This window comes from Haloarchaeobius salinus, from assembly GCF_024464185.1.
Lineage (GTDB): Archaea > Halobacteriota > Halobacteria > Halobacteriales > Natrialbaceae > Haloarchaeobius > Haloarchaeobius salinus.
In genome coordinates this window covers 324765-350981 of sequence record NZ_JANHAU010000003.1, presented here as the reverse complement: position 1 = coordinate 350981, position 26217 = coordinate 324765, and the positions used below count along the sequence as shown (strand labels likewise).

At 68.5% G+C, this 26217-nt stretch carries 33 protein-coding genes and 3 tRNA genes; 26 read left to right on the top strand and 10 right to left on the bottom strand.

The window, feature by feature from the left end; translation table 11 throughout:
- Positions 1-118: 118 nt before the first annotated feature.
- Positions 119-1306, bottom strand: coding sequence for a succinyl-CoA:mesaconate CoA-transferase (mct, locus tag NO345_RS14305; RefSeq protein ID WP_256300243.1), 1188 nt, complete (start codon positions 1304-1306; stop codon positions 119-121).
- 152 nt (positions 1307-1458) lie between these two features.
- On the opposite strand from mct, the gene glmS reads away from it, so the two are divergent.
- Genes glmS through citE form a run of 5 tightly spaced genes read left to right on the top strand, consistent with a single transcriptional unit; the run spans position 1459 to position 6778 of the window.
- Complete coding sequence (glmS, locus tag NO345_RS14300) at positions 1459-1899, top strand: methylaspartate mutase subunit S (RefSeq protein WP_256300242.1); 441 nt, start codon at positions 1459-1461, stop codon at positions 1897-1899.
- Entirely contained in the window at positions 1899-3365 is a 1467-nt protein-coding gene (locus NO345_RS14295; RefSeq protein WP_256300241.1) for a methylaspartate mutase subunit E, read from the top strand. The genes glmS and NO345_RS14295 overlap by 1 nt, the downstream gene beginning before the upstream one ends.
- On the top strand, positions 3355-4653 hold the full coding sequence (locus NO345_RS14290; RefSeq protein ID WP_256300240.1) for a methylaspartate ammonia-lyase: 1299 nt from the start codon (positions 3355-3357) through the stop codon (positions 4651-4653). Before NO345_RS14295 ends, NO345_RS14290 begins: the two co-directional genes overlap by 11 nt.
- 32 nt (positions 4654-4685) lie before the next feature.
- On the top strand, positions 4686-5735 hold the full coding sequence (mch, locus tag NO345_RS14285) for a 2-methylfumaryl-CoA hydratase (protein ID WP_256300239.1): 1050 nt from the start codon (positions 4686-4688) through the stop codon (positions 5733-5735).
- Positions 5732-6778, top strand: a complete 1047-nt coding sequence (gene citE / locus NO345_RS14280) for an L-malyl-CoA/beta-methylmalyl-CoA lyase (RefSeq protein ID WP_256300238.1) — start codon at positions 5732-5734, stop codon at positions 6776-6778. The genes mch and citE overlap by 4 nt, the downstream gene beginning before the upstream one ends.
- On the opposite strand, the gene NO345_RS14275 is transcribed toward citE, so the two are convergent.
- From NO345_RS14275 to NO345_RS14255, 5 genes are all read right to left on the bottom strand, one after another.
- On the bottom strand, positions 6775-7116 hold the full coding sequence (locus tag NO345_RS14275) for a DUF4112 domain-containing protein (RefSeq protein WP_256300237.1): 342 nt from the start codon (positions 7114-7116) through the stop codon (positions 6775-6777). The two genes, citE and NO345_RS14275, sit on opposite strands and share 4 nt — an antisense overlap.
- A gap of 55 nt (positions 7117-7171) precedes the next feature.
- Complete coding sequence (locus NO345_RS14270) at positions 7172-7546, bottom strand: hypothetical protein (RefSeq protein ID WP_256300236.1); 375 nt, start codon at positions 7544-7546, stop codon at positions 7172-7174.
- Between the two features lie 69 nt (positions 7547-7615).
- Positions 7616-8248, bottom strand: a complete 633-nt coding sequence (locus NO345_RS14265; RefSeq protein ID WP_256300235.1) for an SOUL family heme-binding protein — start codon at positions 8246-8248, stop codon at positions 7616-7618.
- A gap of 90 nt (positions 8249-8338) precedes the next feature.
- Positions 8339-8421, bottom strand: a tRNA-Ser gene (locus tag NO345_RS14260).
- Between the two features lie 49 nt (positions 8422-8470).
- Complete coding sequence (locus NO345_RS14255; protein WP_256300234.1) at positions 8471-9229, bottom strand: TIGR04282 family arsenosugar biosynthesis glycosyltransferase; 759 nt, start codon at positions 9227-9229, stop codon at positions 8471-8473.
- A gap of 87 nt (positions 9230-9316) precedes the next feature.
- Between NO345_RS14255 and NO345_RS14250 the strand changes: the two genes are divergently transcribed.
- A complete protein-coding gene (locus tag NO345_RS14250) occupies positions 9317-9535 on the top strand; it encodes a hypothetical protein (RefSeq protein ID WP_256300233.1) in 219 nt (72 codons plus the stop codon).
- Between the two features lie 11 nt (positions 9536-9546).
- Here the strand turns inward: NO345_RS14250 and NO345_RS14245 are convergent, their stop codons facing one another.
- The 3 genes from NO345_RS14245 to NO345_RS14235 are packed head-to-tail and all read right to left on the bottom strand — an operon-like array spanning position 9547 to position 11527.
- Entirely contained in the window at positions 9547-10167 is a 621-nt protein-coding gene (locus NO345_RS14245) for a uracil-DNA glycosylase (RefSeq protein ID WP_256300232.1), read from the bottom strand.
- A gap of 40 nt (positions 10168-10207) precedes the next feature.
- Positions 10208-10477 carry a DUF7976 family protein gene (locus NO345_RS14240; protein ID WP_256300231.1) on the bottom strand — a complete coding sequence of 90 codons (270 nt, stop codon included), beginning with the start codon at positions 10475-10477 and terminating at the stop codon, positions 10208-10210.
- Between the two features lie 6 nt (positions 10478-10483).
- Positions 10484-11527, bottom strand: a complete 1044-nt coding sequence (locus tag NO345_RS14235) for an Mrp/NBP35 family ATP-binding protein (protein ID WP_256300230.1) — start codon at positions 11525-11527, stop codon at positions 10484-10486.
- Between the two features lie 123 nt (positions 11528-11650).
- Between NO345_RS14235 and NO345_RS14230 the strand changes: the two genes are divergently transcribed.
- From NO345_RS14230 to NO345_RS14215, 4 genes are all read left to right on the top strand, one after another.
- Complete coding sequence (locus tag NO345_RS14230) at positions 11651-12316, top strand: Ntn hydrolase family protein (RefSeq protein WP_256300229.1); 666 nt, start codon at positions 11651-11653, stop codon at positions 12314-12316.
- Positions 12317-13030: an archaeal proteasome endopeptidase complex subunit alpha gene (locus NO345_RS14225; protein WP_256300228.1), complete on the top strand. Its 714-nt coding sequence runs from the start codon at positions 12317-12319 to the stop codon at positions 13028-13030. It begins immediately after the preceding gene.
- Positions 13031-13099: 69 nt separating this feature from the next.
- Entirely contained in the window at positions 13100-14287 is a 1188-nt protein-coding gene (locus NO345_RS14220; RefSeq protein WP_256300227.1) for an MFS transporter, read from the top strand.
- Between the two features lie 60 nt (positions 14288-14347).
- On the top strand, positions 14348-14794 hold the full coding sequence (locus NO345_RS14215) for a hypothetical protein (RefSeq protein ID WP_256300225.1): 447 nt from the start codon (positions 14348-14350) through the stop codon (positions 14792-14794).
- Between the two features lie 27 nt (positions 14795-14821).
- On the opposite strand, the gene NO345_RS14210 is transcribed toward NO345_RS14215, so the two are convergent.
- Positions 14822-15754 carry a winged helix-turn-helix domain-containing protein gene (locus tag NO345_RS14210; RefSeq protein WP_256300223.1) on the bottom strand — a complete coding sequence of 311 codons (933 nt, stop codon included), beginning with the start codon at positions 15752-15754 and terminating at the stop codon, positions 14822-14824.
- A gap of 487 nt (positions 15755-16241) precedes the next feature.
- Here NO345_RS14210 and NO345_RS14205 point away from each other — a divergent pair, with 487 nt between their 5' ends.
- The 16 genes from NO345_RS14205 (at position 16242) to rpsB (ending at position 26206) form a co-directional block, all read left to right on the top strand.
- The gene (locus NO345_RS14205; protein WP_256300221.1) at positions 16242-18122 is read left to right on the top strand and encodes an ABC transporter ATP-binding protein; all 1881 of its coding nucleotides are present in this window, start codon (positions 16242-16244) and stop codon (positions 18120-18122) included.
- An 84-nt stretch (positions 18123-18206) separates the two neighbouring features.
- A complete protein-coding gene (gene moaA / locus NO345_RS14200; protein ID WP_256300219.1) occupies positions 18207-19301 on the top strand; it encodes a GTP 3',8-cyclase MoaA in 1095 nt (364 codons plus the stop codon).
- A gap of 106 nt (positions 19302-19407) precedes the next feature.
- Positions 19408-19881, top strand: coding sequence for a hypothetical protein (locus NO345_RS14195; RefSeq protein ID WP_256300217.1), 474 nt, complete (start codon positions 19408-19410; stop codon positions 19879-19881).
- Between the two features lie 157 nt (positions 19882-20038).
- Positions 20039-20123: transfer RNA gene (locus tag NO345_RS14190), tRNA-Ser, on the top strand.
- A 79-nt stretch (positions 20124-20202) separates the two neighbouring features.
- The gene (locus NO345_RS14185) at positions 20203-20721 is read left to right on the top strand and encodes a 30S ribosomal protein S13 (RefSeq protein WP_256300215.1); all 519 of its coding nucleotides are present in this window, start codon (positions 20203-20205) and stop codon (positions 20719-20721) included.
- Positions 20721-21242 carry a 30S ribosomal protein S4 gene (locus NO345_RS14180; RefSeq protein WP_256300213.1) on the top strand — a complete coding sequence of 174 codons (522 nt, stop codon included), beginning with the start codon at positions 20721-20723 and terminating at the stop codon, positions 21240-21242. Before NO345_RS14185 ends, NO345_RS14180 begins: the two co-directional genes overlap by 1 nt.
- Before the next feature lies 1 nt (position 21243).
- Entirely contained in the window at positions 21244-21636 is a 393-nt protein-coding gene (locus NO345_RS14175) for a 30S ribosomal protein S11 (protein WP_089731716.1), read from the top strand.
- A gap of 3 nt (positions 21637-21639) precedes the next feature.
- Positions 21640-22386: a DNA-directed RNA polymerase subunit D gene (locus tag NO345_RS14170; RefSeq protein WP_256300208.1), complete on the top strand. Its 747-nt coding sequence runs from the start codon at positions 21640-21642 to the stop codon at positions 22384-22386.
- Positions 22387-22547: 161 nt separating this feature from the next.
- Positions 22548-22632, top strand: a tRNA-Leu gene (locus NO345_RS14165).
- On the top strand, positions 22621-23016 hold the full coding sequence (locus tag NO345_RS14160; RefSeq protein WP_368407881.1) for a 50S ribosomal protein L18e: 396 nt from the start codon (positions 22621-22623) through the stop codon (positions 23014-23016). The genes NO345_RS14165 and NO345_RS14160 overlap by 12 nt, the downstream gene beginning before the upstream one ends.
- A complete protein-coding gene (locus NO345_RS14155) occupies positions 23013-23450 on the top strand; it encodes a 50S ribosomal protein L13 (RefSeq protein ID WP_256300204.1) in 438 nt (145 codons plus the stop codon). Before NO345_RS14160 ends, NO345_RS14155 begins: the two co-directional genes overlap by 4 nt.
- Complete coding sequence (locus NO345_RS14150) at positions 23444-23839, top strand: 30S ribosomal protein S9 (RefSeq protein ID WP_256300203.1); 396 nt, start codon at positions 23444-23446, stop codon at positions 23837-23839. Before NO345_RS14155 ends, NO345_RS14150 begins: the two co-directional genes overlap by 7 nt.
- 12 nt (positions 23840-23851) lie before the next feature.
- On the top strand, positions 23852-24046 hold the full coding sequence (locus NO345_RS14145) for a DNA-directed RNA polymerase subunit N (protein WP_256300202.1): 195 nt from the start codon (positions 23852-23854) through the stop codon (positions 24044-24046).
- Positions 24046-24225 carry a DNA-directed RNA polymerase subunit K gene (locus NO345_RS14140; protein WP_256300201.1) on the top strand — a complete coding sequence of 60 codons (180 nt, stop codon included), beginning with the start codon at positions 24046-24048 and terminating at the stop codon, positions 24223-24225. Before NO345_RS14145 ends, NO345_RS14140 begins: the two co-directional genes overlap by 1 nt.
- Entirely contained in the window at positions 24222-25427 is a 1206-nt protein-coding gene (gene eno / locus NO345_RS14135; RefSeq protein ID WP_256300200.1) for a phosphopyruvate hydratase, read from the top strand. The genes NO345_RS14140 and eno overlap by 4 nt, the downstream gene beginning before the upstream one ends.
- Entirely contained in the window at positions 25424-26206 is a 783-nt protein-coding gene (rpsB, locus tag NO345_RS14130) for a 30S ribosomal protein S2 (RefSeq protein ID WP_256300199.1), read from the top strand. The genes eno and rpsB overlap by 4 nt, the downstream gene beginning before the upstream one ends.
- Positions 26207-26217 lie beyond the last annotated feature (11 nt).

The following is a 26217-nucleotide window of genomic DNA, read 5'->3' as shown; positions in this document are numbered from 1 at the left end:
CCCGCCCCACCGCCCGCGCAAAAAACTGGGTTTAAAACGGCCGGGCGCGACCGCTGTGCGCCCCCGGTGAATCGCGCTCGCTTCGCTCGCGCGAACGTTGACGGCGGAATCCGGGCTCTCAGTCGTCGCCGGTCGCCCGCTCCGCACCTTCGTCGCTCCGCTCGCCGAGCAGTTCGTCGCGGTGCTCGTCGAGCAGCGGGGCGCGGCCCTGTGGGCCCGTCGGTGTCTCCGAGAACTTGATGGGACAGCCCGCGACCGTAACGTCGCGGTCGGCACCGGGCTGTTCGACGTCGGCGAGCATCCCGCGCTCGTGGACGTGCGGGTCGTCGAAGATGTCCGCGGTGTCCTGCACGGGCGCGACGGGGACTTCGCCCTCCAGCGCCTCGACGACGGCCTGCTCGGTGTGCTCGCGGGTCCAGTCGGCGATCTCCGCGCGGAGCGCGTGGCGGTTCCGCAGGCGCGAGCCGGCGTCGGGGTAGTCGGCGACGAGGTCCGGGCGGTCCATCGCCGCACAGAGCGCGCGCCAGTGGCCGTCGGAGAAGGCGGCGACCACGACGTGCCCGTCGCTCGTCTCGAAGGAGTTGTACGGGAACAGCGTCGGGTGCGAGTTGCCCTGTCGGGTGAGTACCTCGTCGGTGTAGGAGTAGTAGTAGACGGTGCGCTCGCACATCGACACCATCGCGTCGTACATCGCGGTGTCGACGTACTGGCCCTCGCCGGTGCGGTCGCGGTGGTGCAGCGCGCCCAGGACACCGACGGCGTTCAACACGGCGGTGAAGAGGTCGCCGATGCCGGGGCCGACCTTCGTCGGCGGGCCGTCCTCCTGTCCCGTGATCTCCATGACGCCGCCGAGCGCCTGCGCGATGAGGTCGAAGCTCGGCTGGCCCTGGCGATCCGTCTCGCCCGTGCGGGGGTCGCCGAAGCCGCGGATGGAGGAGTAGACGAGTTCGGGGTTGTGCTCCGTGAGCGTCTCGTAGCCGAGGTCGAAGCGCTCCATCGTTCCCGCGCGGTAGTTCTCGACCACGATGTCCGCCTTCTCGACGAGCCGGAGGAAGTCCTCGCGGTCGCGGTCGTCGCCGAGGTCCAGCTCTATCGAGCGCTTGCCACGGTTGACCGACTGGAAGTAGCCGCCGTAGGGTTCCTCGTCGCCGTCGCCCGCGAAGGGTGGGTTCGGACGGATGAGGTCGCCGCCCGGCCGCTCGACCTTCACCACGTCCGCGCCCATGTCCGCGAGCAGCATCGTGCAGTACGGGCCAGCGAGGACCTGTGTGAGGTCGACGACGGTGACGTCTTCGAGCGCTCCCATGGGGGTGACGAACCGGCCCCCGCGCTAAAACCTTCCGGATAAATCATTACATTGTGTTTGTTCCACAATAGGGCCGTTTAGGGTGTTTAAGGTGTATTATCATGAAAGACCATTAACTTTAAGGATTGTTCATGCAACTTGGCGGATACCGCATGCCCACGACAGTCATACTCGGTGTCATCGGCTCCGACGCACACGTCGTCGGAATCACGATCCTCGACCAGGCCCTCTCCGCAGCGGGCTTCGATGTCGAGAACCTCGGCGTCCAGACCTCTCAGGAGGAGTTCGCAGCGGCCGCGAACGAGCACGACGCCGACGCTGTACTCGTCTCCTCGCTGTACGGGCACGCCGAGCAGGACTGTCAGGGGTTCCACGAGCTCCTGGCCCGCGAGGGCGTCGACGCCACCAGCTACATCGGTGGCAACCTCGCGGTCGGTCAGGACGACTTCGAGCAGACCCGGACGACGTTCCGGAAGCTCGGATTCGACCGGGTCTTCGACTCGGAGACGACACCGGAGGAGGTCATCCGGTCCCTCGAACGGGACCTGGGGATCTCCACCCGAGAGGCCGAGACCGACCGGGTTCAGGCCTGATGATACGCGACGAACGCCTCACCGCCGACGAGTTGCAACACATCGACGACCACATCCGCGACGACTGGCCGACCGGTGCGGCGGTCGACTTCGAGGAGGCCATCGCCTACCACGAGTCGCTGCCGGCGCACAAGCAGTTCGCGGACGTGCTGGAGTCGGCGGATCGACCGCTGCTCCAGCCCCGTGCTGGCGTCCCGCGCCTCGACGACCAGGTCGATATACTGGCCCACCTCCACGACGAGGGGGCGGCCGACCTGCTCCCGACGACCATCGACTCGTACACGCGCGACAACGAGTATGGGAAGGCCCAGGAGGGCCTGGAGAACGCGCGCGAGTCCGGCGACGCGACGTTGAACGGCTTCCCCGCCGTCAACCACGGCGTCGACGGCTGCCGGGAGCTGATCGAGCGCGTCGACGCGCCCATCGAGGTCCGCCACGGGACGCCCGACGCGCGACTGCTGGCCGCCGTCACGTTCGCCGGCGGCTTCCAGAGCTTCGAGGGCGGCCCCATCTCCTACAACATCCCGTACACGAAGGAGGGGAGCCTCGCCCAGACCATCGAGCACTGGCAGTACGTGGACCGCCTCGCCGGCGCGTACACCGAGCGCGGCGTCACCATCAACCGCGAGCCGTTCGGCCCGCTCACGGGGACGCTCGTCCCGCCGAGCATCGCCATCGCCATCATGCTCGTCGAGGGGAAGCTGGCCGCCACGCAGGGCGTCCGCAGCCTCACCCTCGGCTACGGGCAGGTCGGCAACGTCGTGCAGGACGTGGCCGCGCTCCGCGCGCTCCGGAAGCTCGGCAACGAGTACCTGCCCGACGAGGTCTGCGTCACGACCGTCTTCCACGAGTGGATGGGCGGCTTCCCGCCGGACGAGGCCCGCGCCAACGGCGTCATCGGCCTCGGCGGGACCACGGCCGCCATCGCCCGTCCGGACAAGGTCATCACGAAGTCGCCACAGGAGTTCCAGGGCGTCCCGACGAAGGAGGCGAACGCGGCCGGGCTCCGGACCACGCGCCAGCTCATCGACATGGTCGTCGAGCAGGACATCGTCCTCGACGGCGTCGACGAGGAGCAGGCACTCGTCGAACGCGAGACGCGCTGTCTCATGGACGCCATCGAGGCCCACGGCGACGGCGACGTCGCACAGGGCACCATCAGGGCGTTCGACTCCGGCGCGCTCGACGTCCCCTTCGCGCCGAGCGACGCCGCCGAGGGCGCGGTGCTCCCGGCCCGCGACGACGACGGCCGCGTCCGCATCTTCGAGTGGGGCGAGCTCGCGATGGACGACGACATCAAGGAGATCCACCAGGCCCGGCTCGCGGACCGCGCAGAGACGGAGGGCCGGAAGCAGTCGTTCCGGATGGTCGCCGACGACGTCGACGCCATCAGCGACGGCAAGCTCATCGGCCGACCGACCGGAACACGGGGCCGCCGCGACGGAGGTGAGTCCAGTGCTGATTGAGCAGGTCCGGGCGGTTCCGACGGTCTCGGGGTTCTTCTTCGACGACCAGCGCGCCATCAAGGAGGGCGCGACCCAGGACGGCTTCGCCTACGACGGCGAGCCCGTCACGCCCGGGTTCGACGCCATCCGGGAGGCCGGCGAGGCGCTCACCGTCGAGCTCGAACTCGAGGACGGCAGCGTCGCGACCGGGGACTGCTGTGCCGTCCAGTACTCCGGTGCCGGGGGGCGGGACCCGCTCTTCCGCGCCGAGGCGTACCGTCCGGTCGTCGAGGGTGTGGTCGCGTCGGCGCTCCGGGGACGAGACGCACGCGAGTTCGCCGAGAACGCCGCCATCGTGGAGGAACTCCCCGCCGAGCGGCCGACGTCGGCCGGCAACTCTGCCGACGGCGACGCCGCCGACCAGCTCCACACCGCGGTCCGCTACGGCGTCTCGCAGGCGCTGCTCGACGCGGCTGCACTCGCGAACCGGGAGACGATGACGGAGACGCTGGCCGACGCGCTCGGGACGACTCCGGCGACCGAACCGGTGCCCGTCTTCGGCCAGTCCGGCGACGACCGGTACACCAACGCCGAGAAGATGATGGTGAAGGGCGTCCCCGTTCTCCCGCACGGGCTGTTCAACAGCGTCGCAAAGCTGGGCGAGGACGGCGAGGAACTCCGCGAGTACGTCGACTGGCTCGCCACCCGAGCCATCGAACTCGGCCCCGACGGCTACGAGCCGACCATCCACGTCGACGTTTACGGCGTGTTGGGCGACGTGCTCGGCGCACCGTACGACCGCGCCGCGGTCACCGACTACTTCGCGACGCTCGCCGAGGCCGCCGGCCTGTTCGACGTGCAGGTCGAGGGGCCGATGGACGCCGGCGGCCGCGAGGAGCAGATACACGAGATGGCCGAGCTCCGCGACGGGCTCGCATCGGCGGGTGTCGATGTGGACATCGTCGCCGACGAGTGGTGCAACACCTTCGACGACGTGCGGGCGTTCGTCGATTCGGGCGCGGCCGACCTCGTACAGGTGAAGACGCCCGACCTCGGTGGCGTCCAGCGCTCGGCCGAGGCCGTGCGCTACTGCGAGGGCACCGACACACGGGCGTACCTCGGCGGCACCTGCAACGAGACGGTCACGTCCGCCCGGACCTGCGCCCACGTCGCGCTCGCGACCGACGCGGCCCAGACCCTCGCCAAGCCCGGGATGGGCTTCGACGAGGGCTTCATGGTCGTGACCAACGAGATGCGACGTGCACTCGCCCGGATGCGACCGACGCCGGAGGCCACGGCCGACGACTGATCTGACTGCGACTATCCGACGACCGACGACACATGGACTACACAGACACGGAGACGTTCACGACGGTACTGGACAGGACCGAGACGCGCGAGAAGGGCAACTGCTTCGAGGACTTCGGCGAGGGGGACCACATCGAGCACGCCCCCGGCCTCACCCTCTCGAACTACGCCAACGAGCTGTGGGCGAGCCAGACGCTCAACCACGACCCGATCTACTGGCGGACCGACGCGGCCCGCGAGGTCGGCTTCGACGAGCCGCCGGTGCATCCGGACTACCTGCTCGCGGCCGTGATGGGGCCGACCGTGGAGGACCTCTCCGAGAAGGGCGGCTACTTCCTCGGTCGGACGAACGTCCGGTTCCACGACCAGACGGTGACGCCGGGCACCGAACTGCGGGTCAGCTCGACGGTGCAGTCGACGGCCACGTCCTCCTCGCGACCGGAGTACGGGATCGTCACCTGGGAGACCGAGGGCGTCGACGCCGAGACGGGCGAGCCGCTGGTCAGCTACGAGCGGACGAACATGATCCCGCGTCGTGAGCCCGTGGCGACCGACGGCGGGGGGTCCGCGACTGAATCCGGGGACACGCCAGAGGACGGCGAACCACCCGCGGAGTTCGTCACGCCCGACGGCGACCGCTTCGGCGACTTCGCCGCCGCGCTCGACGAGGCCGAAGACCGGGACGCAGCCGTCGCGTACCGTCACGAGCGCGGCCGGACGATGGACGACGTCATGGTGGCGACGCTGCCGCTGATGACGCTCAACACCGCGAAGCAGCACCACAACGGCGACGTCATGGCGGACTCGCCGTCGGGGGATATCGTGGCCTACGGCGACGTGACCCGCTCGGTCGCGCTCGGGCACGCCCGCTCGGACGAGGCCACGTACCGCGAGCTCGGCTGCGACGACGAGCGGTTCCACACGTTCGTCACTCCCGGGGACACCGTCTACGGCTTCACGCGCGTCGTCGACGCCGAGGCGACCCACGACCACGCCGGCACCGTCACCTTCGAACACATCGCGTTCAACCAGCACGACGAGCCCGTCTACTCGGGCACCCGTCGCGCGCTCATCCAGCAATGACAGACATCGCACGCACCTTCCAGACCGCACCGGCCGCCGTCCCGCGCGACAACACGGCGAAGTACCTCGACAGCGCCCTCGACAGCGAGGGGTTCGCCTGCCCTGACTGGCTCGTCCCCGACCTGGAGGACGGCACCGCGCCGGACATGAAGGCCGAGGCGCTGGCGAACGTCGTCGACCGGCTCCCCGAGCACGCCGACGCGTTCCCCGGCGAGATATGGCCCCGCGTGCAGTGGGCCTACGACGACGCGACCGCCAGGGAGCAGGGCCGCGAGGAGATCCGGACGCTCGTCGACGAGGTCGGCGAGCACGTCGACGGCGTCGTCGTCCCGAAGGTCGGCCGCCTCGAGGACGTGAAGGAGGCCGCCGGCGTCGTCGCGGACGCCGAGCGCGAGTTCGGCTTCGAGGACGGGGCCATCGGCATGGCGGTCATCGTCGAGACCGCGGCCGCGAAGTCCGACCTCCGCGAAATATCGCTGTTCGGCGCGAACTCGCGGCTCGACGCGCTCGTCTTCGGCCCCGTCGACTACACCGCCGAACTCGGCGGCCGCGAGCTCGACGGCGAGCGCCCGCGGTGGGACGGCCTGCTGGAGGACCTCTCGAACGAGGCCAGCGCGAACGACCTCGTCGCCATCGGCGGACCCTTCGATAGGTTGTTCACCGAGCGTGCCGGGGTCACGTTCTACAACGGCGACGGCTACGCCGACCACGTCGAGCGCGAGGCCCGCGTCGGCCTCGACGGCTCGTGGTCGCTCTACCCCAAGCAGACCATCCAGGCGAACCGCATCCACATGCCGACGAGCGACGAGCTGGCCCGCGACGTCCGGAAGATAGAGGCGTTCCAGGAGGCCAAGTCCGAGGGCACGGGAGCGGTCACCGTCGAGGGACAGATGGTCGACGAGGCGACGTTCAAGAACTTCGTCAACACCGTCGAGACGGTGCGGACGATCGACGAGCGCCATCCCGACCAGACGGCCGAGGCCTACGACGACGACGACGACCTGCTGGAGCGCGCGCTCACCGTCGACACGACCTGGGATTAGGAGAGCGACCGCTCCAGCAGCTTCCGGTTCTTCACGTTCGCCTTCCACGTCGCGTCGAAGATGTCACCGACGACCGGGACGCTCCCGAGCACGACGTCCAGCCCGATGTTGAAGAGCATCCGGACGATGGTCCGCATCTTCACGCCCGCCACGATGGCCTCGACGACGATGTACAGCGAGAAGAACGCGGTGACGAAGTCGCCGATGAACGGCAGCAGGCCCAGGATCGGGTCCAGTCCGATCCGTCGGTCCGTGCCCGGGATCCTGATGGCCTCGTCGAGCAGCCACGCGACCCGCTTCGTCCGCCGGACCGCTGGATGTGTCTTCTCGGGTTCCATGCGGGAGATGTCGACGCCAGTGGACAAAAGTTCGCGGGTCGTGAGCGGTTCGCCGTCAGTCGGTCGCCTCTCGTCGCCGGCGGAGCCCCGGAACGGGGTTCATGACCCCGAACAGCAGCCGGTTCACCCCGGTGCCGACCGCGATGCCGAGTATCGATGGGCCGATGGTGGCCACCGGGAGCGAGTTCGTCAGCGTCGACAGCACCAGCGCGATGGCGACGACCGTCCCCGTCCCGAGGAGCACCCACAGACCGGCATCGCTGCGGTCCGCAGCAGCCCCGAGGAGGAAGGAGACGGCCGCGACCACCGCGGCGATAGCCACCCAGTCGGGACTCCATGCGATGGTGGAGACGCTCCACCCGACGCCGACGAACACCAGGGACGTGAGCAGGTCCCGGCGGACGATGGCGTCATCGACTGCGTTCGACATATCAGAACAGTGGTTGGTCGGTCGCGTAAATCTTTGGTTGTACCTCCGGCCGTCACCGTGTGGGTCGGGTCACTCCGCCTCGGCGATCTCGACCACGACCTCGTTCCGGCGCATGAACGGCGGCGTCCACGGGTCGTTGTACCGCAGCAGGTACGGCTCCCCGGTCGGCTCGATGCCGGCCTCCGCGAGCGTCGAGAGCAGCCGCTCCTCCAGCCGCTCGACCCGCCAGTCCGGCGCGTACCACGAGAACTGGACGGCGGCGACCGTCTTCGGCGGTTCGACCACCAGCCGGACCGTCGACTCCGTCGGCACCGGAGCCGACTCCGGGCCGTACTCGGCGGGGAGGTAGAACGCCATGCGCGTGCCGTCCCCGTCGGTGTCGGACCGGACGGGTGCCGTCATCGACACGGACTCGCGGGCCGCGCTGTCCGAGCGCACCGGTGCCGTCATCGAGATCTCGTCCCGCCGCTCGTTGTCGCCCGAGATGTACCGGAACAGCCGCCGGAACGCGGTCATCTGGTCGGACGCGCTCGTCTCGACGAGCACCGTCCGCGGGTAGCGCCGTATCTCGACGCCGTCGAGCTCGCGCACCCGTTCGTAGGGGACCTCCTCGGCCGACCGCGACGAGTAGGCACCCCAGGCGATCCAGCCGCCGAGCGCCAGTGCGCCGCCGGCGAGTACGGTCCTCGTGGCTCTGTTCATGGCAGTACGTAGGCTGCCGCGACAGATGAACCAGATGCCTTACGGATCCCAGCCGAAACCGTCCGCTCGTCACGAAAGTTCGTCGCAGGACGGTGGGGTTGGGATTTGAACCCAAGAGGCATGACGCCACCTGCTTTCAAGGCAGGCGCAATGGGCCGCTCTGCCACCCCACCTCGTCCGGGGATTCTGCGTTCGGCTCCTAAGAGTTGTCGGTTGCCGGCGTCAGTCCCGCACGAGCTCGGGGCCGTCATCGCCGTCGACGACGTGGAGGCCGTGGTCGCGGACGAACTCGGTGGTGAACCGCGGGACGGTACGGCCGGCCTTCGCCCGGGCGCGGATCAGCGCCACCACGTCGGCGAGGTCGCCGCCGGTCTCGACGGTGCGGTAGCTCGGGAGGAAGTCCACGTCGAGGTCGGCGTCGGTGGCACGGTCGACGAGCGTCTCGACGGCTGGGGTGGCGTACGCCCCGTCGAAGTCGATGGGCTCGCAGAACGCGCTGGTCCAGACGCGCCCGTCGGTGGCGGGACCGACGACCACGTCGGCGGTTCGGAGCTTCATCGCGGCGCTGTCGATGTCCTTCCGGCCGATCATGGGGACATCGCCATCGAGCACCAGCACCGACCGCTCGCCCTCCTCGCGCAGGAGGTGGGTGACGGTGTTGCCGACGCGCCCGTCGCGGGTCGAGCCGACCTGCACCTCGAACCGGATCTCGTCGGGGTCCTCGACGGCGTCCGCGACGACGGACCGGACGGCCTCCGCCGCCGATTCGTCGGGGTCGACGAACCCGTCGGGGAGGTCGCTGTCGTCGCGGTAGTTCACGAGGACGTCGCCGCCGGACTGGTCGGCGGCGAGGACGGTGTCGGCGAGCATCGCCGCGTAGCAGTCCGCCGCCTCGGCCGGCGACAGCGGCGAGGTCTCGGCGAGTCGGGACAGGACGAGGCCCTCGCGCGGGGGCTCGGCGAGGACGACCACTAGTGTCATGTCCGAACCTGACGGCCGCGGGGCCTTCAAGCCGCCGTTCCGGCCCGATGGGTGGGAGTTAAGTCGGCAGCGCCCGGGTGTGTCCGTATGAACTGGCTGAAGGCACTCGGTTTCCTCGTCCCGTTCGGTGTCGTCTTCTCGGCGGTCGCCTCGGTGGTCCTCCTCGGGAACGGCCTCGCTGCCCCGCCGGAATCGGTGTCGGTCGCGCCCGCTGCGGCGACGCTCGCGGTCGTCGTCCTGGTCGTGCTCGGACTGCTCGCCGTGGGCGGTCGCTCGCGTCGCTGGCTCTCCGGGCAGTACTGGTAGCGGACCCCGTCTCAGCGTTCCCTGCGGCCCTTCGTCTGCCGGTAGTCGGAGGCCATCAGCGCCGCGAACCGCTCGACGAACGTCTGGAGCTGCTCGTCGGTCGCCTCGCGTGGCGGAATCATCGGGACCAGCTCGAAGCCACGCCCCCGGATGGGCTCCCCGTGCTGGGCGTACAGGTCGAGTTCGGCGGCGGGCGTGGTCGTGTACTCGGTGGTGATCTCCACGAGGGCGCGCTCGCCGACGGGGACGAGTATCTCGGGGTTTATCATCCGTATCTCGGCGTTGAGGTACGGCTCGCAGGTGGCGACCTCGTCGTCGGTGGCGTCGCGTTCGGGATGGTGACACCGGGTCAGCGAGGTGAGGAAGACGTTGGCGAGCTCGGGCTCGTCGGGGTCGTCGTCGACCCGACGGAGGCCGAGGCGCTGGAGCACCCGGCCGAAGGCGTCGTCGCGGCCGAACGGCACGCCGGCGGCTTCCGCCTCCGTGTCCGGTCCCTCCCCGACGAAGAGGAAGTCGGCACCCACGTCGCCGTAGCCGTGGACGACGCGCTCGCGGCGCTCGCAGAGGTCGCAGTTCGTGCAGTCCTCGTCCATGCCGAACGGGTTCGCGAGGTCGTCCTGGTGGGCGTCCACGTCGGGAGCGTGGGCGGGAACGGACAAAAGTCGTCTGGAGTCACCGGCCGAGGCCGCCGCGTTCCTTGACCTCGAGGATGAACTTCACGTTCCTGACGACGTCCTCGGGCGTCGTCTCCTCGTCGGCGTCGTAGATGTCGCTGGTCCGGTAGAGGATGTTCGCGAGCTGCTCGGACTCGGAGCTGTCGGCGCGGATCTCCTCGGCGACCTCGCGGAGGAACGCGACGGTCTCCGGGTCGGGTTCCGGGAGCGGGGCCGACGCATCGCCGTCGCCGCCGTCGGGACCGGCCGCGGTGCTGTCGTCACCCATCGTCGATCACCGGGTGTTCGCCTGCTTCTGCCGGCGGACGAAGCCGACGTTGTTCGCGACGTTCTCGGTGATTTCGCGGAACGCCCCGCCGGTGTCGCTCTCCTCGTCGAGGACGACCGGCCGGCCCTCGTCGCCGCCGGTGCGGACCGCGGGGTCGAGCGGCACCGAGCCGAGGAACGGCATGTCGTGCACGTCCGCGAAGCGCTCGCCGCCGCCCTCGCCGAAGATGGCGTGCTCGCCGCCGCAGTCCGGGCATTTGAACGTCCCCATGTTCTCCGCGATGCCGAGGACGACGGTGTCGTGCTTGCCGAACATCTCGAGGCCCTTGCGGGCGTCGTCGAGGGCGACCTCCTGTGGCGTCGTGACGATGACGCTCCCGGTGACGGGGACCGTCTGGAGCAGCGTGAGCTGCGTGTCGCCGGTGCCCGGCGGCAGGTCGATGACCATGTAGTCGAGGTGTCCCCACTCGACGTCCTCCCAGAGCTGGGTGAGTACCTTGTGGACCATCGGGCCGCGCCAGATGACGGGGTCGTCCTCGCCGACGAGGAACGCCATCGACATCAGCTTCATCCCGAACTGCTCGGGCGGGACGAGCTTCTCGTCCTCGGTTGCGCCCGGCGGCTCGTCGGCGTCGACCATCCGGGGGACGTTCGGGCCGTACACGTCGGCGTCGAACAGCCCGACGCTCGCGCCCATGTCCGCGAGTCCGGCGGCGATGTTCACGGCCATCGTCGACTTGCCGACGCCGCCCTTGCCGGAGGCGACGGCGATGACGTTCTCGACGTTGGGGAACACCTCGTCGCCGGCGGCGAGGTCGTCGACGATGCGTGCGGAGAGGTCCAGTTCGACGTCCGTGTCGGCGAACGCCTCGCGCACAGCGTTCGCGATGTCGGTCTCGGTCGGCGAGTACGGCGCGCCGAGCGCGAGCGAGATGGCGACCGTGTCGCCGTCGACCGATACGTCGTTGACAAGCCCGAGCGACACGATGTCGTCACCGAGGTCGGGGTCCTCGACGGTGCCGAGACGGTCGAGGACGGCGTCTTCGTCCATGTCCCCTACTCCGGGCGAACGGGTGGTAAGGGCTTCGAAGCCGGGAGCCGCCGCGGACGGCCACCCGGCGGCTAAAATATTCTTTAGCTAACACTTTTCCATCGGTGACCCCTGTTATCTCCCATGCCCGATCCAGGTATCAGGACGGACAGGCGCACCGAGTTCGAGGTATCGCACACCGGGACCGACGCCCCGGCCCTCGAGACCGGGACGACCATCGTCGCGCTGACGGCCCCCGACGCGGTCGTCGTGGCGGCCGACCGTCGGGCCAGCCTCGGCGGCCAGTTCGTCGCCAACAAGGACGTGACGAAGGTCGAACGGATCACCGACCGTGCCGCGCTCGCGCTCTCCGGCTCCGTCGGCCCGCTCCAGTCGTTCGCCGACACCCTCCGTGCAGAAGCGAACCTGTACGAGGCCCGTCGCGGCGACCGGCTCTCGACCGAGGCCCTGGCGAACGTCGCGGGGAACCTCGTCCGCGGCATCCCCGCGCAGGTCGTCCTCGCCGGTGTGGACGAGGATGGGCCAGCCGTGTACGAGCTCGACGGCGGCGGCAGCGTCATGGAGACCGACTACGCCGCCGGCGGTAGCGGGATGCAGGTCGCCTACGGGACGCTCGAGGGGAAGGCAGAGCAGGTCGAGAGCATCGAGGACGCCCGCGAGCTGGCGGCCGACGCGGTCGCGGCAGCCAGCGAGCGCGACACCGCCAGCGGCAACGGCGTCACCGTCGCGACCATCACCAGCGAGGGGGTCGAACTCGACGAGGCCGCCGAGCCGGGGGAGGTGGTGTAGATGCAGGGTGGCGACAACCGGCGGAGCTACGACCGCGGCACCAGCATCTTCTCGCCCGACGGCCGGCTCTACCAGGTCGAGTACGCCCGCGAGGCCGTTCGGAAGGGGAGCGCGACCGTCGGCGTCACGACCGACGAGAGCGTCGTCTTCGCCTCCGACACCAGCACGCGGTCGTCCCTGCTCGAACGCGACAGCGTCGAGAAGATCCACGACGTGGACGGTCGCCTCGGCATCGCCAGCGCGGGCCACGTCGCCGACGCACGTCGGCTCGTCGACGAGGCGCGCCGGTTCGCCCAGACCGAGCGACTCCGGTACGGCGAGCCGCCGGGCGTCGAGACCACCGCGAAGGCCATCGCGGACGTGGTGCAGGAGTCGACCCAGACCGGCGGGATGCGCCCGTTCGGTGTCGGGCTGCTCGTCGGCGGCGTGGTCGACGGCGAGCCGCGGCTGTACGAGACCGACCCGTCGGGGACGCCCTCGGCCTGGCGGGCGACCGCCGTCGGGAGCGACGGCGACGTGATACGGGACTACCTCGAGACCGAGTACACGGACGGGCTCGGGACGAACGAGGGCGTCGCGCTCGCGATCGACGCGCTGCGGGCCGGCACGGAGGGCCTCCTCGCCGAGGAGCTCGCCGTCGCCAGGATGGACGCGGACGGCTTCCGGCCGGTGGATGCCGACACCGTCGCCGGCCACTTCGACGGGGCGTCGTAGGCACGGGTCCCGGTACCGGCCGCGGTAGAAGGCGCATCCGTTTTGTCCCCCCGGTCCCGATTGACGGGTATGGAATCGACGGCACGCTCCGCACGGCTCCGGCTCGCGCTGGTCGTCTGGGGCGTGCTCGTGTCGCAGGTGTTCCTCTACCCCGGGCTCTCGGACCTCGTCGTCGCGCTCGGCGCACCGGCCGGCATCCAGGCCGGGATGTGGTTCCTCGTCGCCGAGTTCGCCGCGTTCGTCACGTTCGCGGGCGTCTGGGGTGTCGTCAGCGACGTGACCGGCAAGCGCGTCCCGTGGGTCGTCGTCGGGGCTGTCGGCGGGGCGGCCTGCTACATCCTCTTGACCCGACTCCCCGCTGTCGGGTTCGGCTGGGGCGCGGTGCTCGTCGTCAGGCTGGTCGGCGGCGCGCTGACCATCGGCGCGTTCTCCCTCGCCATCACGATGCTGATGGACCTCTCGGGCGGCCACGGCCGGAACATGGGTGCGGCCGGCATCGCGATCGGGCTCGGGGCCGCGCTCGGCTCGGTCGTGGGCGGCCAGCTCTCCACGCTCGGCCCGCTGACGCCGCTGTACGCGAGCGCCACCGTCCTGTTCGCCGCGGGCCTGCTCGCCGCGACGGTGCCGGACCGCACGCCGACGAAGAGCCCGGGCGTCGGAGCCATCCTCGACCGGCTCCGCGACCGACCCTCGCTGGGGGTACCGTACGCCTTCGGCTTCATCGACCGCTCGACGGCCGGGTTCTTCTCGCTCGTCGGCGTCTACTACTTCCGCGACGTCTTCGACCTCGACGCGGCGATGGCGGGGGTGACGCTCGCGTGCTTCTTCCTGCCCTTCGCGCTGTTGCAGTACCCCTTCGGCTCGCTCTCGGACCGCATCGGCCGGTTCCTCCCGGTCGTCGGGGGCTCGGTCGTCTACGGCCTGACCATCGTCGCCGTCGGCGTCGCGCCGGTCTACCCGCTCGCGGCGCTCGCGATGGTCGCCGCCGGCGTCTGTGGCGCGCTCATGGCCCCCGCGACGATGGCACTCGTCACCGACATCGCCTCCGAGGACGGTCGCGGGGCCGCGATGGGCGGGTTCAACGTGTTCGGGAGCCTCGGCTTCCTGACCGGCTTCCTCGTCGGTGGGCTCGTCGTCGAGTCGGCGAACTACCTGACCGCGTTCCTCGTCGTCGGCGGGCTGGAGCTCGCCATCGCGCTGCTCGCGCTGCCGGCCGTGCGGCGGGTCGCGCCCAGTGTCGGCGAACAGCCGTCGTGAACCGGTCGACAGGTGCGACCGTGGAGAATCTTCTTGCCGGTGGCGAACAATCTGCGGACGATGCCCTCCACCCCGTACGAGCGGCCCGAGCTGGACCGCATCGGTCGAACGGGTGTCGTCGCGATGGTCGCTGGGCTGTTCGGCGTCGGGTTCGAACGGTACGCCTCGGCTGCCGGCCGAGAGGACCCGCTCCTCGAACTCCTCTCCGTGTTCGGCGTCTGGAGCTTCGTCGCCGTGCTGGTCCTGCTGGCGGCGGTTCCGACCGCGAACCACCGGGACCCCTGGTACTCCGTCGGTATCGCCTTCGGGTTCGCAGCGGCGGCGACGTACGCGACGGGCTGGCCGTACGCGTTGTCGACCCCGACTCCCGTCGAGAAGCTCTGGGCCGCCCTGTTCGTCGGACTCGTCGCCGTGCTGCTCGTCGGCCTCCCGGCGGTCGGTCTCGGCCTCTGCTGGCGGCGGCTCCGGGGACACCTCCAGTCAGGAGACGGCGGGACCGTTGAGTGACGACGCTGCGGGTTGGACTGTCCCGACCTACGCCGACTCCGCCTCGGCGGCCTCCGCGTCGCCAGCACCCGCCTCAGGGGGGGCCGTCTCGGCGGTCCGGCGCTGTGTCTCGACGACTGACCCGTCGCGAGCGACGTACAGCGCAAGCTCGTCGTCGTCGAGCCGGGTGGTCACGCGCACCGCGAGCGGGTCGGTCGAGAGCAGCGTCTCGCGCCACTCGCCGCCGACGTTCCAGACGGGGCGGTCGGTCACGTCCTCGTCGTGGTCGTGGTAGAAGGCGACGACGCCCGGGTGGTCGACGACGGTGAGCGCGACGGGACAGCGCAGCCGGTCGCCACAGCCCTCGCAGGCGTACCGGGCGGTGACGGGTTGCGGTTCCTCGGAGCCTGCGTCGTCCCCTTCGTCGACGGGTTCGATCCGTGCCTGTACGTTCCCGCCGCAGGTCGGGCAGACGCCGTCGTCGAACGCGCCGATGCGGTGGCGGTGGTACCGGTCGAAGGCCTCGGGGAGGTCGGCGTCGTCGTGGGTTGCGTACCCGGCGGGCGGGAACGGGAGTTCCAGCAGGTCGCGCTCGCAGGACGTACAGCCGACCGTGGTGACGTTGTCGGCGATGCGTGCGTCGAGGCTCTGCTCCTCGCAGAACGGACACGGCTCGTCGAGGGGTACTGGCTCGCGGTCGACGCTGTCGGTGTACGCGCCGGCGGCGATGCCACGGGCGACGCGCAGTCCGGCGTCGGTGAGCTCGTAGCGTTCGTCCGCTCGCTTCCGGACGAACGTGCCGACGAGCTGGCGGAGGTGGTAGGCGAAGCCGGCGGAGGTGTCCTCGTCGCTGGCCGCGAACAGCTCGGAGAACGACCGGTCGACTGGACCGCCGTCCTCGACGAGCGTCTGGAGGACGCTCATCCGTGTCTCGCTGCCGAGCGCGCCGAAGGCGTCGCTCGCGTCGTCGCCGTCGGTCATGCCCCGGCGTAGACTCCTGTGAGGGAAAGGTCTGCCGCCCGTGGTGGCCGAACCGCAGACCGGGGGCTGTGGCATGGTAGCACGGCACGGACAACTTTTTTGAACAGGGTAGCAACGCTACGGACGAGGCACTACGATGCTCCAGGTCCCCGCACTCGAAGCCTGATTCTTCCCGCCACCCGGCTCGGGTGGCGCGGTCGGTCGCCCGTCGGCCGTAGCCGCGGCACTGCGGCTACACCAGCACACCCCGACGACCCGCCCGTTCGACAGACCGGAGCATCGACGCCCGACCCACGTTCGGTCGGGGACACACACGGACCCGTGAGGACCACAGTATGCACGAGACCACCACAGACACGACGTACGATAGCACGACGGAACCGGTTCACGCGACGACGTTCGCGCAGCAGCACGACACCACGACGGGACCGACACGACCCACCGGACGACGACGCGTGGGACGATCACAGACGCCACCGACGACACGATGACAGACGCGATACACGACGACGATGACGACACGTTCGAGGAGCAACGGGAGCGGGTGGACCGGCCGATGGTCCGGCTGTTCCGCGAGTACGGACGGGAGCACTGGGTGGCCATCGTCGGCGGCATCGTCATGGGCCTGGTCGCCCACACGATGGCCCTGCTGCCGACGTACGTGCTCGCCGAGACCATCGACGCGGTGTTCCTGCAGACGAAGCCACAGTACTCCCTGCCGCTGGTGCCACAGGCGCTCGTCCCCGGCTCGCGGACCGGCCAGTTCTGGTTCTCCGTCGGGCTCGTCGGGCTGACGTACGTCTGCTCGACGGTGTTCACCTGGCTGATGGGCCTCGGGCTGAACTCGTTCGCCCAGTCGGTCCAGCACAACGTCCGCTCGGACAGCTACGACGCCATGCAGCGGCTCGACTACGAGTTCTTCGCCGACAAGCAGACCGGCGAGCTGATGAGCGTGCTGAACAACGACGTGAACCGGCTGGAGCAGTTCCTCAACGGCGGGCTGTTCATCGCCACGATGCTCGTGGTGAACGTCGGCGTGACCGCGGTGCTGCTCGCCTACCTCCAGTGGCAGCTCGCCGTCCTGACGATGGTGACGGTGCCGCTCATCGGCTACTTCACGTACAGGTTCGTCCAGACCATCCAGCCGATGTACGCCGAGGTACGCTCGACGGTCGGGCAGCTCAACTCCCGCCTGGAGAACAACCTCGGCGGCATCGAGGTCATCAAGGCCAGTACCACGGAGGATTTCGAGGCCGACCGCGTCACCGACGCCTCCAACGAGTACTTCGAGCGGAACTGGGACGCCATCACGACGCGCGTGAAGTTCTTCCCCGGGCTGCGCCTGACCGCCGGTGTCGGCTTCGTGCTCACGTTCGCCGTCGGCGGCCACTGGGTGCTCACCCAGCAGGCTCCACCGTTCATGAGCGGCCAGCTCACCGTGGGAACGTTCGTCGCGTTCGTCTACCTCGGCCAGCGGTTCATCTGGCCGATGAGCCAGTTCGGCGAGCTCGTCAACCTCTACCAGAACGCCCGCGCCTCGGCCGAACGCATCTTCGGCCTGATGGACGAGCCGAAGACGCTCGGTGCCGACGAGGACCTGCCCGAGCTCGCGGTCGACGAGGGTCGCGTCGAGTACGACGACGTGACCTTCGGCTACGAGGACGACGAGACGGTGCTCGAGGACGTCTCGTTCGACGTCTCCGGTGGCGAGATGCTCGCGCTGGTCGGGCCGACGGGGGCCGGCAAGTCCACGGTGCTGAAGCTCCTGCTCAGGCTCTACGACGTCGACGACGGGCGTATCCGCGTCGACGGCCAGGACATCAGAGAGGTCACCCCGGCGAGCCTGCGCGACGCCGTCGGCTACGTGAGCCAGGACACGTACCTGTTCTACGGGAGCGTGCGCGACAACATCGCCTACGGGCAGTTCGACGCCACCGACGAGGAGATCGAGGCCGCCGCGAAGGCCGCCGACGCCCACGAGTTCATCACCGACCTCTCGGACGGCTACGACACCGACGTCGGCGAGCGCGGGGTCAAGCTCTCGGGCGGGCAGCGCCAGCGCATCGGCATCGCCCGCGTGCTCCTGCGCGACCCCGACATCCTCCTGCTCGACGAGGCGACCTCGGACGTGGACACGGAGACAGAGCTCCGCATCCAGGAGAGCATCGAGGACCTCGTCACCGACCGCACCGTCGTCGCCATCGCCCACCGGCTCTCGACGGTGAAGGACGCCGACCACATTCTCGTGCTGGAGGACGGCTCGGTGACCGAGCGCGGCACGCACGACGAGCTGCTCGCCGCGGACGGCACCTACGCGGACCTCTGGGGCGTGCAGGCCGGCGAGCTGGAGACGATACCCGGGATGTGACGCCCGGATTCCCGGCCCGATAGCGGCCACATCGTCTGCATCTCGACGGCGGATTTATACACGTCCGAACCCACGGTGTGACACATGCTCGCAGACGAGTTCGGTCGCGAGGTCTCCGGGGTGCGCGTCTCGCTGACCGACCGGTGCAACTTCGACTGCGTCTACTGCCACAACGAGGGGCTGGGCGACACGCGCGGCCCGATGGCAGCCCAGGACCACGAGATGAGCGCCGACGACGTGGTCCGATTCCTCGAGGTCGCCGCCGAGTTCGGCGTCGACAGCGTGAAGTTCACCGGCGGCGAGCCGATGCTCCGCCAGGACCTGGAGGAGATCATCCGGCGCACCCCGGACTCGATGGAGGCCTCGATGACGACGAACGGGACGTTCCTCCCCGGCCGCGCCGAGGCCCTCGTCGACGCCGGGCTCTCGCGGGTGAACGTCTCGCAGGACGCGCTCGACCCCGAGCAGTTCGCCGCCGTCACGCAGTCCGGGGCGTACGACCGGGTGCTCGAAGGCGTCGAGGCGGCCCTCGACGCTGGACTCGCGCCCGTGAAGCTCAACATGGTCGTCTTCGAGAAGACAGCCGGCTACGTCCCCGAGATGGTCGACCACGTCGCGGAGAACGACGGCCTCCGGCTCCAGCTCATCGAGTACATGCCCGAGCTGGTCGGCAAGCCCGAGTGGGCAATCGACATCGACCGGGTGCACGACTGGCTCGCCGAGCGCGCAGAGCGAGTCGAGCACCGCGAGATGCACGACCGACGCCGGTACTGGATTCGGAGCGAGGACGCCGACACGGGCGACCCGTCGGCCGGTGAGGTCGACGGAACGACCGGCGGCATGGTCGAGATCGTCGACCCGGTCGAGAACCCGACGTTCTGTGCGAACTGCCACCGGGTGCGGGTCACCCACGACGGCTACCTGAAGGGCTGTCTCAACCGGAACGACGACCTGCGCTCGATGGGCGAGATGACGACCGAGGAGATCCGCGAGACGTTCCGCGAGACGGTCGCGAACCGGGTCCCCTTCTACGGCGAGTACATGGTCCGGAACGGCGACGGCGAGTGGGAGATGAACGAGACGTATCTGGACACTCCCGCCGAGACGGACGACGAAGGGAGCAGACCGGAACCCGTGTACGACGGCGGCGTCGAGGACGGCTACGGCTCGACGGACTGAACATCGTCGGCCCGTTTTCCCGCGTAGTGTCCTGCAATGGTGTAGAATACAACTAAAATGTGTATTTTATAAATATATTTGACACTGGCGATAGAATAGTGTTGGTATGAACCGGCGAACGGCGGTGACGGCGGCAACCACTGCAATAGTCGCGTTCCCCGGTTGCCTGGGCGCACTGGATATCTCGTCCTCTACTCGGGACCTCCCTGCGTACATCGACTCCGACTTCACGGTACTCGCCGAGAGTAGAAACACGGACGAAGAGATTCCGAACCTCGAAGACCCACCCAGAATCCAATTCGATCAGGAGCAGGGTGTGGTCCACGTGTTCGGCTTGCTACGTGTCGGGTCCGGGAACTGCAACCGAGCAGCACTCGACTCGATAGGGTGCGATGAGGAGACGAGAGTATTGACAGTCGCTGTCGGGACTACCGACGTCGAACCGGAAAACAGCGGTTGTGAGGGCGACGAATCGGTCGATTCGTACCGTCTTACTATCACTTTCGACGAGAACTATCCCGAAGAAGTACAGGCGTCCGAGGAGGGGGAACACGAACGAACGACGGTTTCGAGGCCGTAGTCGAGAGCCCGTCAAAGCGAACGAACCGCCCGCATGGGACGGGTTCGCAGCACGGGGGCGTTCCGTTGGGCTTAAGTACCGTACCGGAATACGTGAAGACGCACTACGCTGTAGGGGCATCGGTCCCGAGTCCGAGAGGGCGAAGATAAACACGCGAGTCGTGGTAGCCAAGCCTGGCCCAAGGCGCAGGGTTGCTAACTCTGTGGCGTCAAGCCTCCTGGGTTCGAATCCCAGCCACGACGTCGGACCTTCACACCGGCTTTTGGGCACGGTGTGACCATCCAACCAGAAGTGCACCGGGCACTTCGCACACCACCACACATGAGTGCAGAAGAACCACAGGACGAGCAAGACGACGACGACCTTCAGTACTTCGTCCGCATCGGGCAGACAGACCTCGATGGGACGAAGTCCGTCGAACGCTCGCTCATCGAGATGAACGGCATCGGCCGACGCACGGCGCGTATCATCGCCGACAAGGCGGGCGTCGACCGGACGGCCACGTTCGGCCGTCTGGACGACGACGCAATCGACGCCGTCGTCGAGAAAGTAGAGGAGTACGCCGACGAAGTTCCGGACTGGCTCACCAACCGCCAGAACGACTTCTACACCGGCGAGACCACCCACGAGGTCGGCAACGAGCTCCAGATGTCCCGGCGCTACGACATCAACCGGATGAAGATGATCAGCTCCTACAAGGGCGTCCGGCACAAGAAGGGACAGAAGGTGCGCGGTCAGCGCACGAAGTCCACCGGCCGTACCGAGGGGACCATCGGCGTCAACGTCGAGGAGATCCGGGAGCAGGAGGCCGAGGAGGCCGCCGAGGAGGGTGACGAGTAATGGCGCTCGGTAGCAACACGAAGTCCTACGAGACGCCGAACCACCCCTGGCAGGGCGAGCGCATCAGCGAGGAACACAGCCTCGTCGAGCGCTACGGCCTGAAGAACAAGGAGGAGCTCTGGCGAGCACAGTCCGAGCTGCGCGACTACCGTCGCGAGGCCCGTGACCTGCTCGGTCAGACCCAGTCCGAGGACGACGTCGCCACCGCAGGCGGCGACTTCCTCACGCGACTGAAGCGCATCGGCATCCTCGGCGAGGAGGACCGGCTCGACCAGGTCCTGTCGCTCGAGATCTCCGACATCCTCGAACGTCGCCTCCAGACGGTGGCCTACCGCAAGGGGCTGGCCAACACGACCAGCCAGGCGCGGCAGTTCATCGTCCACGGACACATCACCGTCGACGGCGCACGCGTCCGCGTGCCCTCGTACACGGTCGACGTCTCCGAGGAGGACAGCATCGCGTTCGACGAGAACAGTCCGCTCGCGGACGACCTGCACCCCGAGCGTGCGGAGGGTCAGTAATATGGCAGAACAGGAAGACGACAAGTGGGGCGTCGCCCACGTACACGCATCGTTCAACAACACCGTCATGACGGTCACGGACCTGACCGGCGCGGAGACCATCGCGAAGTCCTCCGGCGGGACTGCTGTCAAGCAGAACCGCGACGAGGCGTCGCCCTATGCGGCGATGCAGATGGTCGAGTCCATCGCGGACGAGATCCGTGCGGCTGGCATCGAGGGCCTGCACGTTCGCGTGCGCGGCCCCGGTGGCAACCTGCAGAAGTCCCCCGGTCCGGGTGCGCAGGCGGCGATCCGCGCACTCGCACGTGAGGACTTCGAGATCGGCCGCATCGAGGACGTCACACCGATCCCGCACGACGGGTCCCGAGCACCGAAGGGCAAGGGCGGGTTCTGAGCCATGGACGAGGACTACGAGGTCGAGTTCGTCGAACGCGGCGACCGGAAGGCGCTGTTCCTCGTGCGCGGGGTCACCCCCGCGTTCGCGAACGGCATCCGGCGGACGATGATCGCCGACGTGCCCACCCTCGCCATCGACGAGGTGCGCGTCATCGAGAACTCGTCGGTGATGTTCGACGAGCAGATCGCGCTCCGTCTGGGGCTCGTGCCGCTCACGACCCCGCCGAACGAGTTCACCGAGGACGACGTGGTCACGCTCTCCATCGACGTGGAGGGGCCGGCGACGGCGTACTCGGGCGACCTCGTCAGCGCGGACGAGATGGTCCAGCCCGCGGACCAGAACGTCCCCATCATCGAGCTGAAGGACGGCCAGCGTCTCGAACTCGAGGCAGACGCGGTCCTCGAAACCGGCAAGGCTCACGCCAAGCACCAGGGCGGCGTCTCGGTCGGCTACCGGCACCTCCAGCGCGTGGAGGTCGTCGGCGACGCCGACGAGTTCGAGGAGAGCGAACCGAACATCGTTCGAGGCGTCGTCGAGATCGACGGCGAACTCGTCGACACGGCCGAGTTCGACAACGACCTCACCCAGCGGTTCCCGGGCAAGGAGGTCGCGGTACACGACGTCGAGAAGGCGTTCGTGTTCCACGTCGAGACGGACGGGTCGATGACGGTCGAGGAGCTCGTCGAGCGCGCCACCGACTCCATCGAGTCGCGAGCGGTCGAGCTCGAAGACGCGGTATCGTTGTAAGAACATGACCTCTTCAATCCACACCCTGACGGCTGCACGCGGGGGCGAGACCACGTGGTCTCGCACGCGGAGCGACGACGCTCCCGTCCCCGACTCGTGGTCGACAATCGAAAGTGGTTTGAAGGGGCGCACAGAAGGGATGTGTACCCGCAAGGGTGCGAGCAGGGATAGCCAAGTCTGGCCAACGGCGCAGCGTTCAGGGCGCTGTCCCATAGGGGTCCGCAGGTTCAAATCCTGCTCCCTGCATCCACTTCTACCGAAACTAGCAGGAGGAAAGTCATGAGTAAGACAAACCCACGGCTCAGCAGTCTCATCGCCGAGCTGAAGTCGGTGTCCAGAGAAACGGACGCTGACGTCTGGAGCGACGTAGCAACCCGACTCGAGAAGCCCCGCCGCACGCACGCGGAGGTCAATCTCGGTCGGATCGAGCGATACGCACAGGAAGACGAGACGGTCATCGTGCCGGGCAAGGTGCTCGGTTCGGGTGCCCTCTCGAAGTCGGTCACGGTCGCGGCGGTCGACTTCTCGTCGTCCGCGGAGACCAAGATCGACCAGGTCGGCGAATCGCTCGAACTGGAACAGGCAATCGAACAGAACCCCGAGGGCTCGAACGTCCGGGTGATCCGATGAGTCTCGCAGAGTTCGACGCAGACGTCATCGTGGACGCCAGCGACTGTATTCTCGGTCGCGTCGCGTCCCAGGTCGCAGAGCGCGCACTCGACGGCGAGACGGTCGCGGTCGTCAACGCCGAGGAGGCGGTCATCACGGGTTCGGAGGACGACATCATGTCGACCTACCGGAAGCGTGTCGAGGTCGGCTCCGACAGCGGCCCGTACTACCCGAAGCGCCCCGACCGCATCTTCAAGCGGTCCATCCGCGGCATGATGCCGTACAAGACGACGGCCGGCCGCGAGGCCTTCGAGGGCGTCCGCGTCTACGTCGGCAACCCGTACGACGAGGACGGCGAGGTGCTCGACGGCACGTCGCTGGATCGGCTCTCGAACATCAAGTTCGTCCAGCTGGGCGACGTCTCGGCTGAACTGGGTGCTAACGTAACATGGTAACGAACACATCAGGCAAGAAGAAGACGGCCATCGCCCGCGCGACCGTCTCGGAAGGCGAGGGTCGCGTCCGAATCAACTCGAAGCCGGTCGAGCTCGTCGAGCCGGAGATCTCCCGACTGAAGATGCTGGAGCCGTTCCGCATCGTCGACGGCGTCCGCGACGACGTGGACGTCGACATCGAGGTCTCCGGTGGCGGCATCAGCGGCCAGGCCGACGCGGTTCGCACCGCCATCGCCCGTGGTCTCGTCCAGCACGCCGGCGACGCCGAACTCCGCGACGCGTACATGGAGTTCGACCGTTCGCTGCTCGTCAACGACGTCCGCCAGTCCGAACCCAAGAAGTGGGGCGGCCCCGGCGCTCGGGCCCGCTACCAGAAGTCCTACCGCTAAGGTGATCCAACCATGATGGTACCAGTCCGGTGTTTCACGTGCGGTAACGTCGTCGGCGAGCACTGGGAGGAGTTCAAAGCACGGACCCGAGAGGACGACGAGGACCCCGAGGAGGTGCTCGACGAGCTCGGCGTCGACCGCTACTGCTGTCGCCGCATGCTCGTCTCGCACAAGGACCTCGTCGACATCGTGAGCCCCTACCAGTAATGCCCCGACAACGATACAACCGGTACGAGAAGGCACGCATCCTCGGCGCGCGAGCGCTGCAGGTGTCCTACGGCGCGCCGGTCCTCATCGAGACGGACCAGACGGAGCCGATCCTCGTCGCCGCGGAGGAGTACGACGCGGACGCGCTCCCGTTCACGGTCAAGCGAGGAAAGGAATGACGCTCGTCAGCGACGTTCGACTCCGCCGCGTACTCGACTCCCGTGGCAACCCCACGGTCGAGGCCGACGTGCTCACCGAGAGCGGCGGCTTCGGTCGTGCGGCTGCACCGTCGGGTGCGAGCACGGGCGAGTACGAGGCGGTCGAGCTCCCACCGGGCGAGGCCATCGCGAACGCACGCGAGGACGCGATCCCGCGTCTCGTCGGCCATGCCTACGCCGGGAACCAGCGCGAGGTCGACGCCGCACTCCACGCGGCGGACGGCACCGACGACTTCTCCGGCATCGGCGCGAACAGCGCGGTCGCCATCTCGATGGCGGCCGCGAAGGCCGGTGCGGACGTGCTCGGTGCGCCGCTGTTCCAGCACCTCGGCGGTGCGTTCCGCGGCGAGAACTTCCCGGTCCCGCTGGGTAACGTCGTCGGTGGTGGCGAACACGCCGCCGACGCGACCCACATCCAGGAGTTCCTCGCCGCGCCCGTCGGTGCGCCGAACGTCGCTGATGCGGTGTTCGCGAACGCGGCCGTCCACGAGGCCGTCGCCGACCTGCTCGACGAGCGCGGCGTCCCCTGCGGCAAGGGCGACGAGGGTGCCTGGGCGCCGTCCATCGACGACGCCGAGGCGTTCGAGGTCGTCGAGGAGGCGACGGAGCTCGTCGAGGACGAGGTCGGCTTCGAGGTCGGCTTCGGGCTCGACGTGGCCGCCGCGGAGCTGTACGACGCCGCCGACGAGGTCTACCGCTACGGCGACGAGACGCGGACGACCGACGAGCAGATCGACTACATCGCCGGACTCGTCGACGAGTACGACCTCGTCTACGTCGAGGACCCCCTCGACGAGAACGACTACGAGAGCTACGCGACGCTGACCGAGCGCGTGGGCCACCGCACGCTCGTCTGTGGTGACGACCTGTTCGTCACCAACACGGAGCGGCTCTCGACCGGCATCGAGCTCGGTGCCGGCAACAGCATCCTCATCAAGCCGAACCAGATCGGGACGCTGACCGACGCGTTCGACGCGGTCGAACTCGCCGTGCGGAACGGCTACGACCCGGTCATCTCCCATCGTTCGGGCGAGACCGAGGACACGACCATCGCACACCTCGCCGTCGCGACCGACGCACCGTTCATCAAGACGGGCGCGGTCGGTGGCGAGCGAACCGCCAAGCTGAACGAACTCATCCGAATCGCAGACGACGCACTATGACAGACCAGGAACCCGAACAGGAGGGGCTCGACGCGTCCGACTCCGACGTGGACCTCGACGCCGCCGACGAGGCGGCCGACGAGGAACCCGTCGAGGACGCCGCGCCCACCGAGGAACAGGACGCCGAGGCCGTCGAGGCCGAGGCCGAACCAGAGGAGGAGGAGTCCGCGCTCGACGAGGACGTCATGGCCGACGACGAGGCCGACCTGCTCATCCCCGTCGAGGACTACCTCGGTGCCGGTGTCCACATCGGTACCCAGCAGAAGACGAAGGACATGGAGCGGTTCATCCACCGCGTCCGGACCGACGGCCTGTACGTCCTCGACGTGGGCATGACCGACAGCCGCATCCGCACCGCCGCGGACTTCCTGTCGAACTACAGTCCCGAGCAGATCCTCGTCACGTCCTCGCGCCAGTACGGTCGCTTCCCGGCGAAGAAGTTCGCCGACGCGGTCGGCGCACGCGCCCGGACGGGCCGGTTCATCCCCGGCACGCTGACGAACCCGAAGTACGACGGCTACATCGAGCCGGACGTCGTGGTCGTCACCGACCCCATCGGTGACGCACAGGCCGTCAAGGAGGCCATCACGGTCGGCATCCCGGTCATCGCGATGTGCGACTCGAACAACCAGACGAGCAACGTCGACCTCGTCGTCCCGACGAACAACAAGGGGCGCAAGGCGCTGTCGGTCGTCTACTGGCTGCTCGCCAACGAGACGCTCGACCGCCGCGGTGCCGAGCCGACGTACTCCCTGGACGACTTCGAGAGCGGTATCTGAACTGGCTGGAC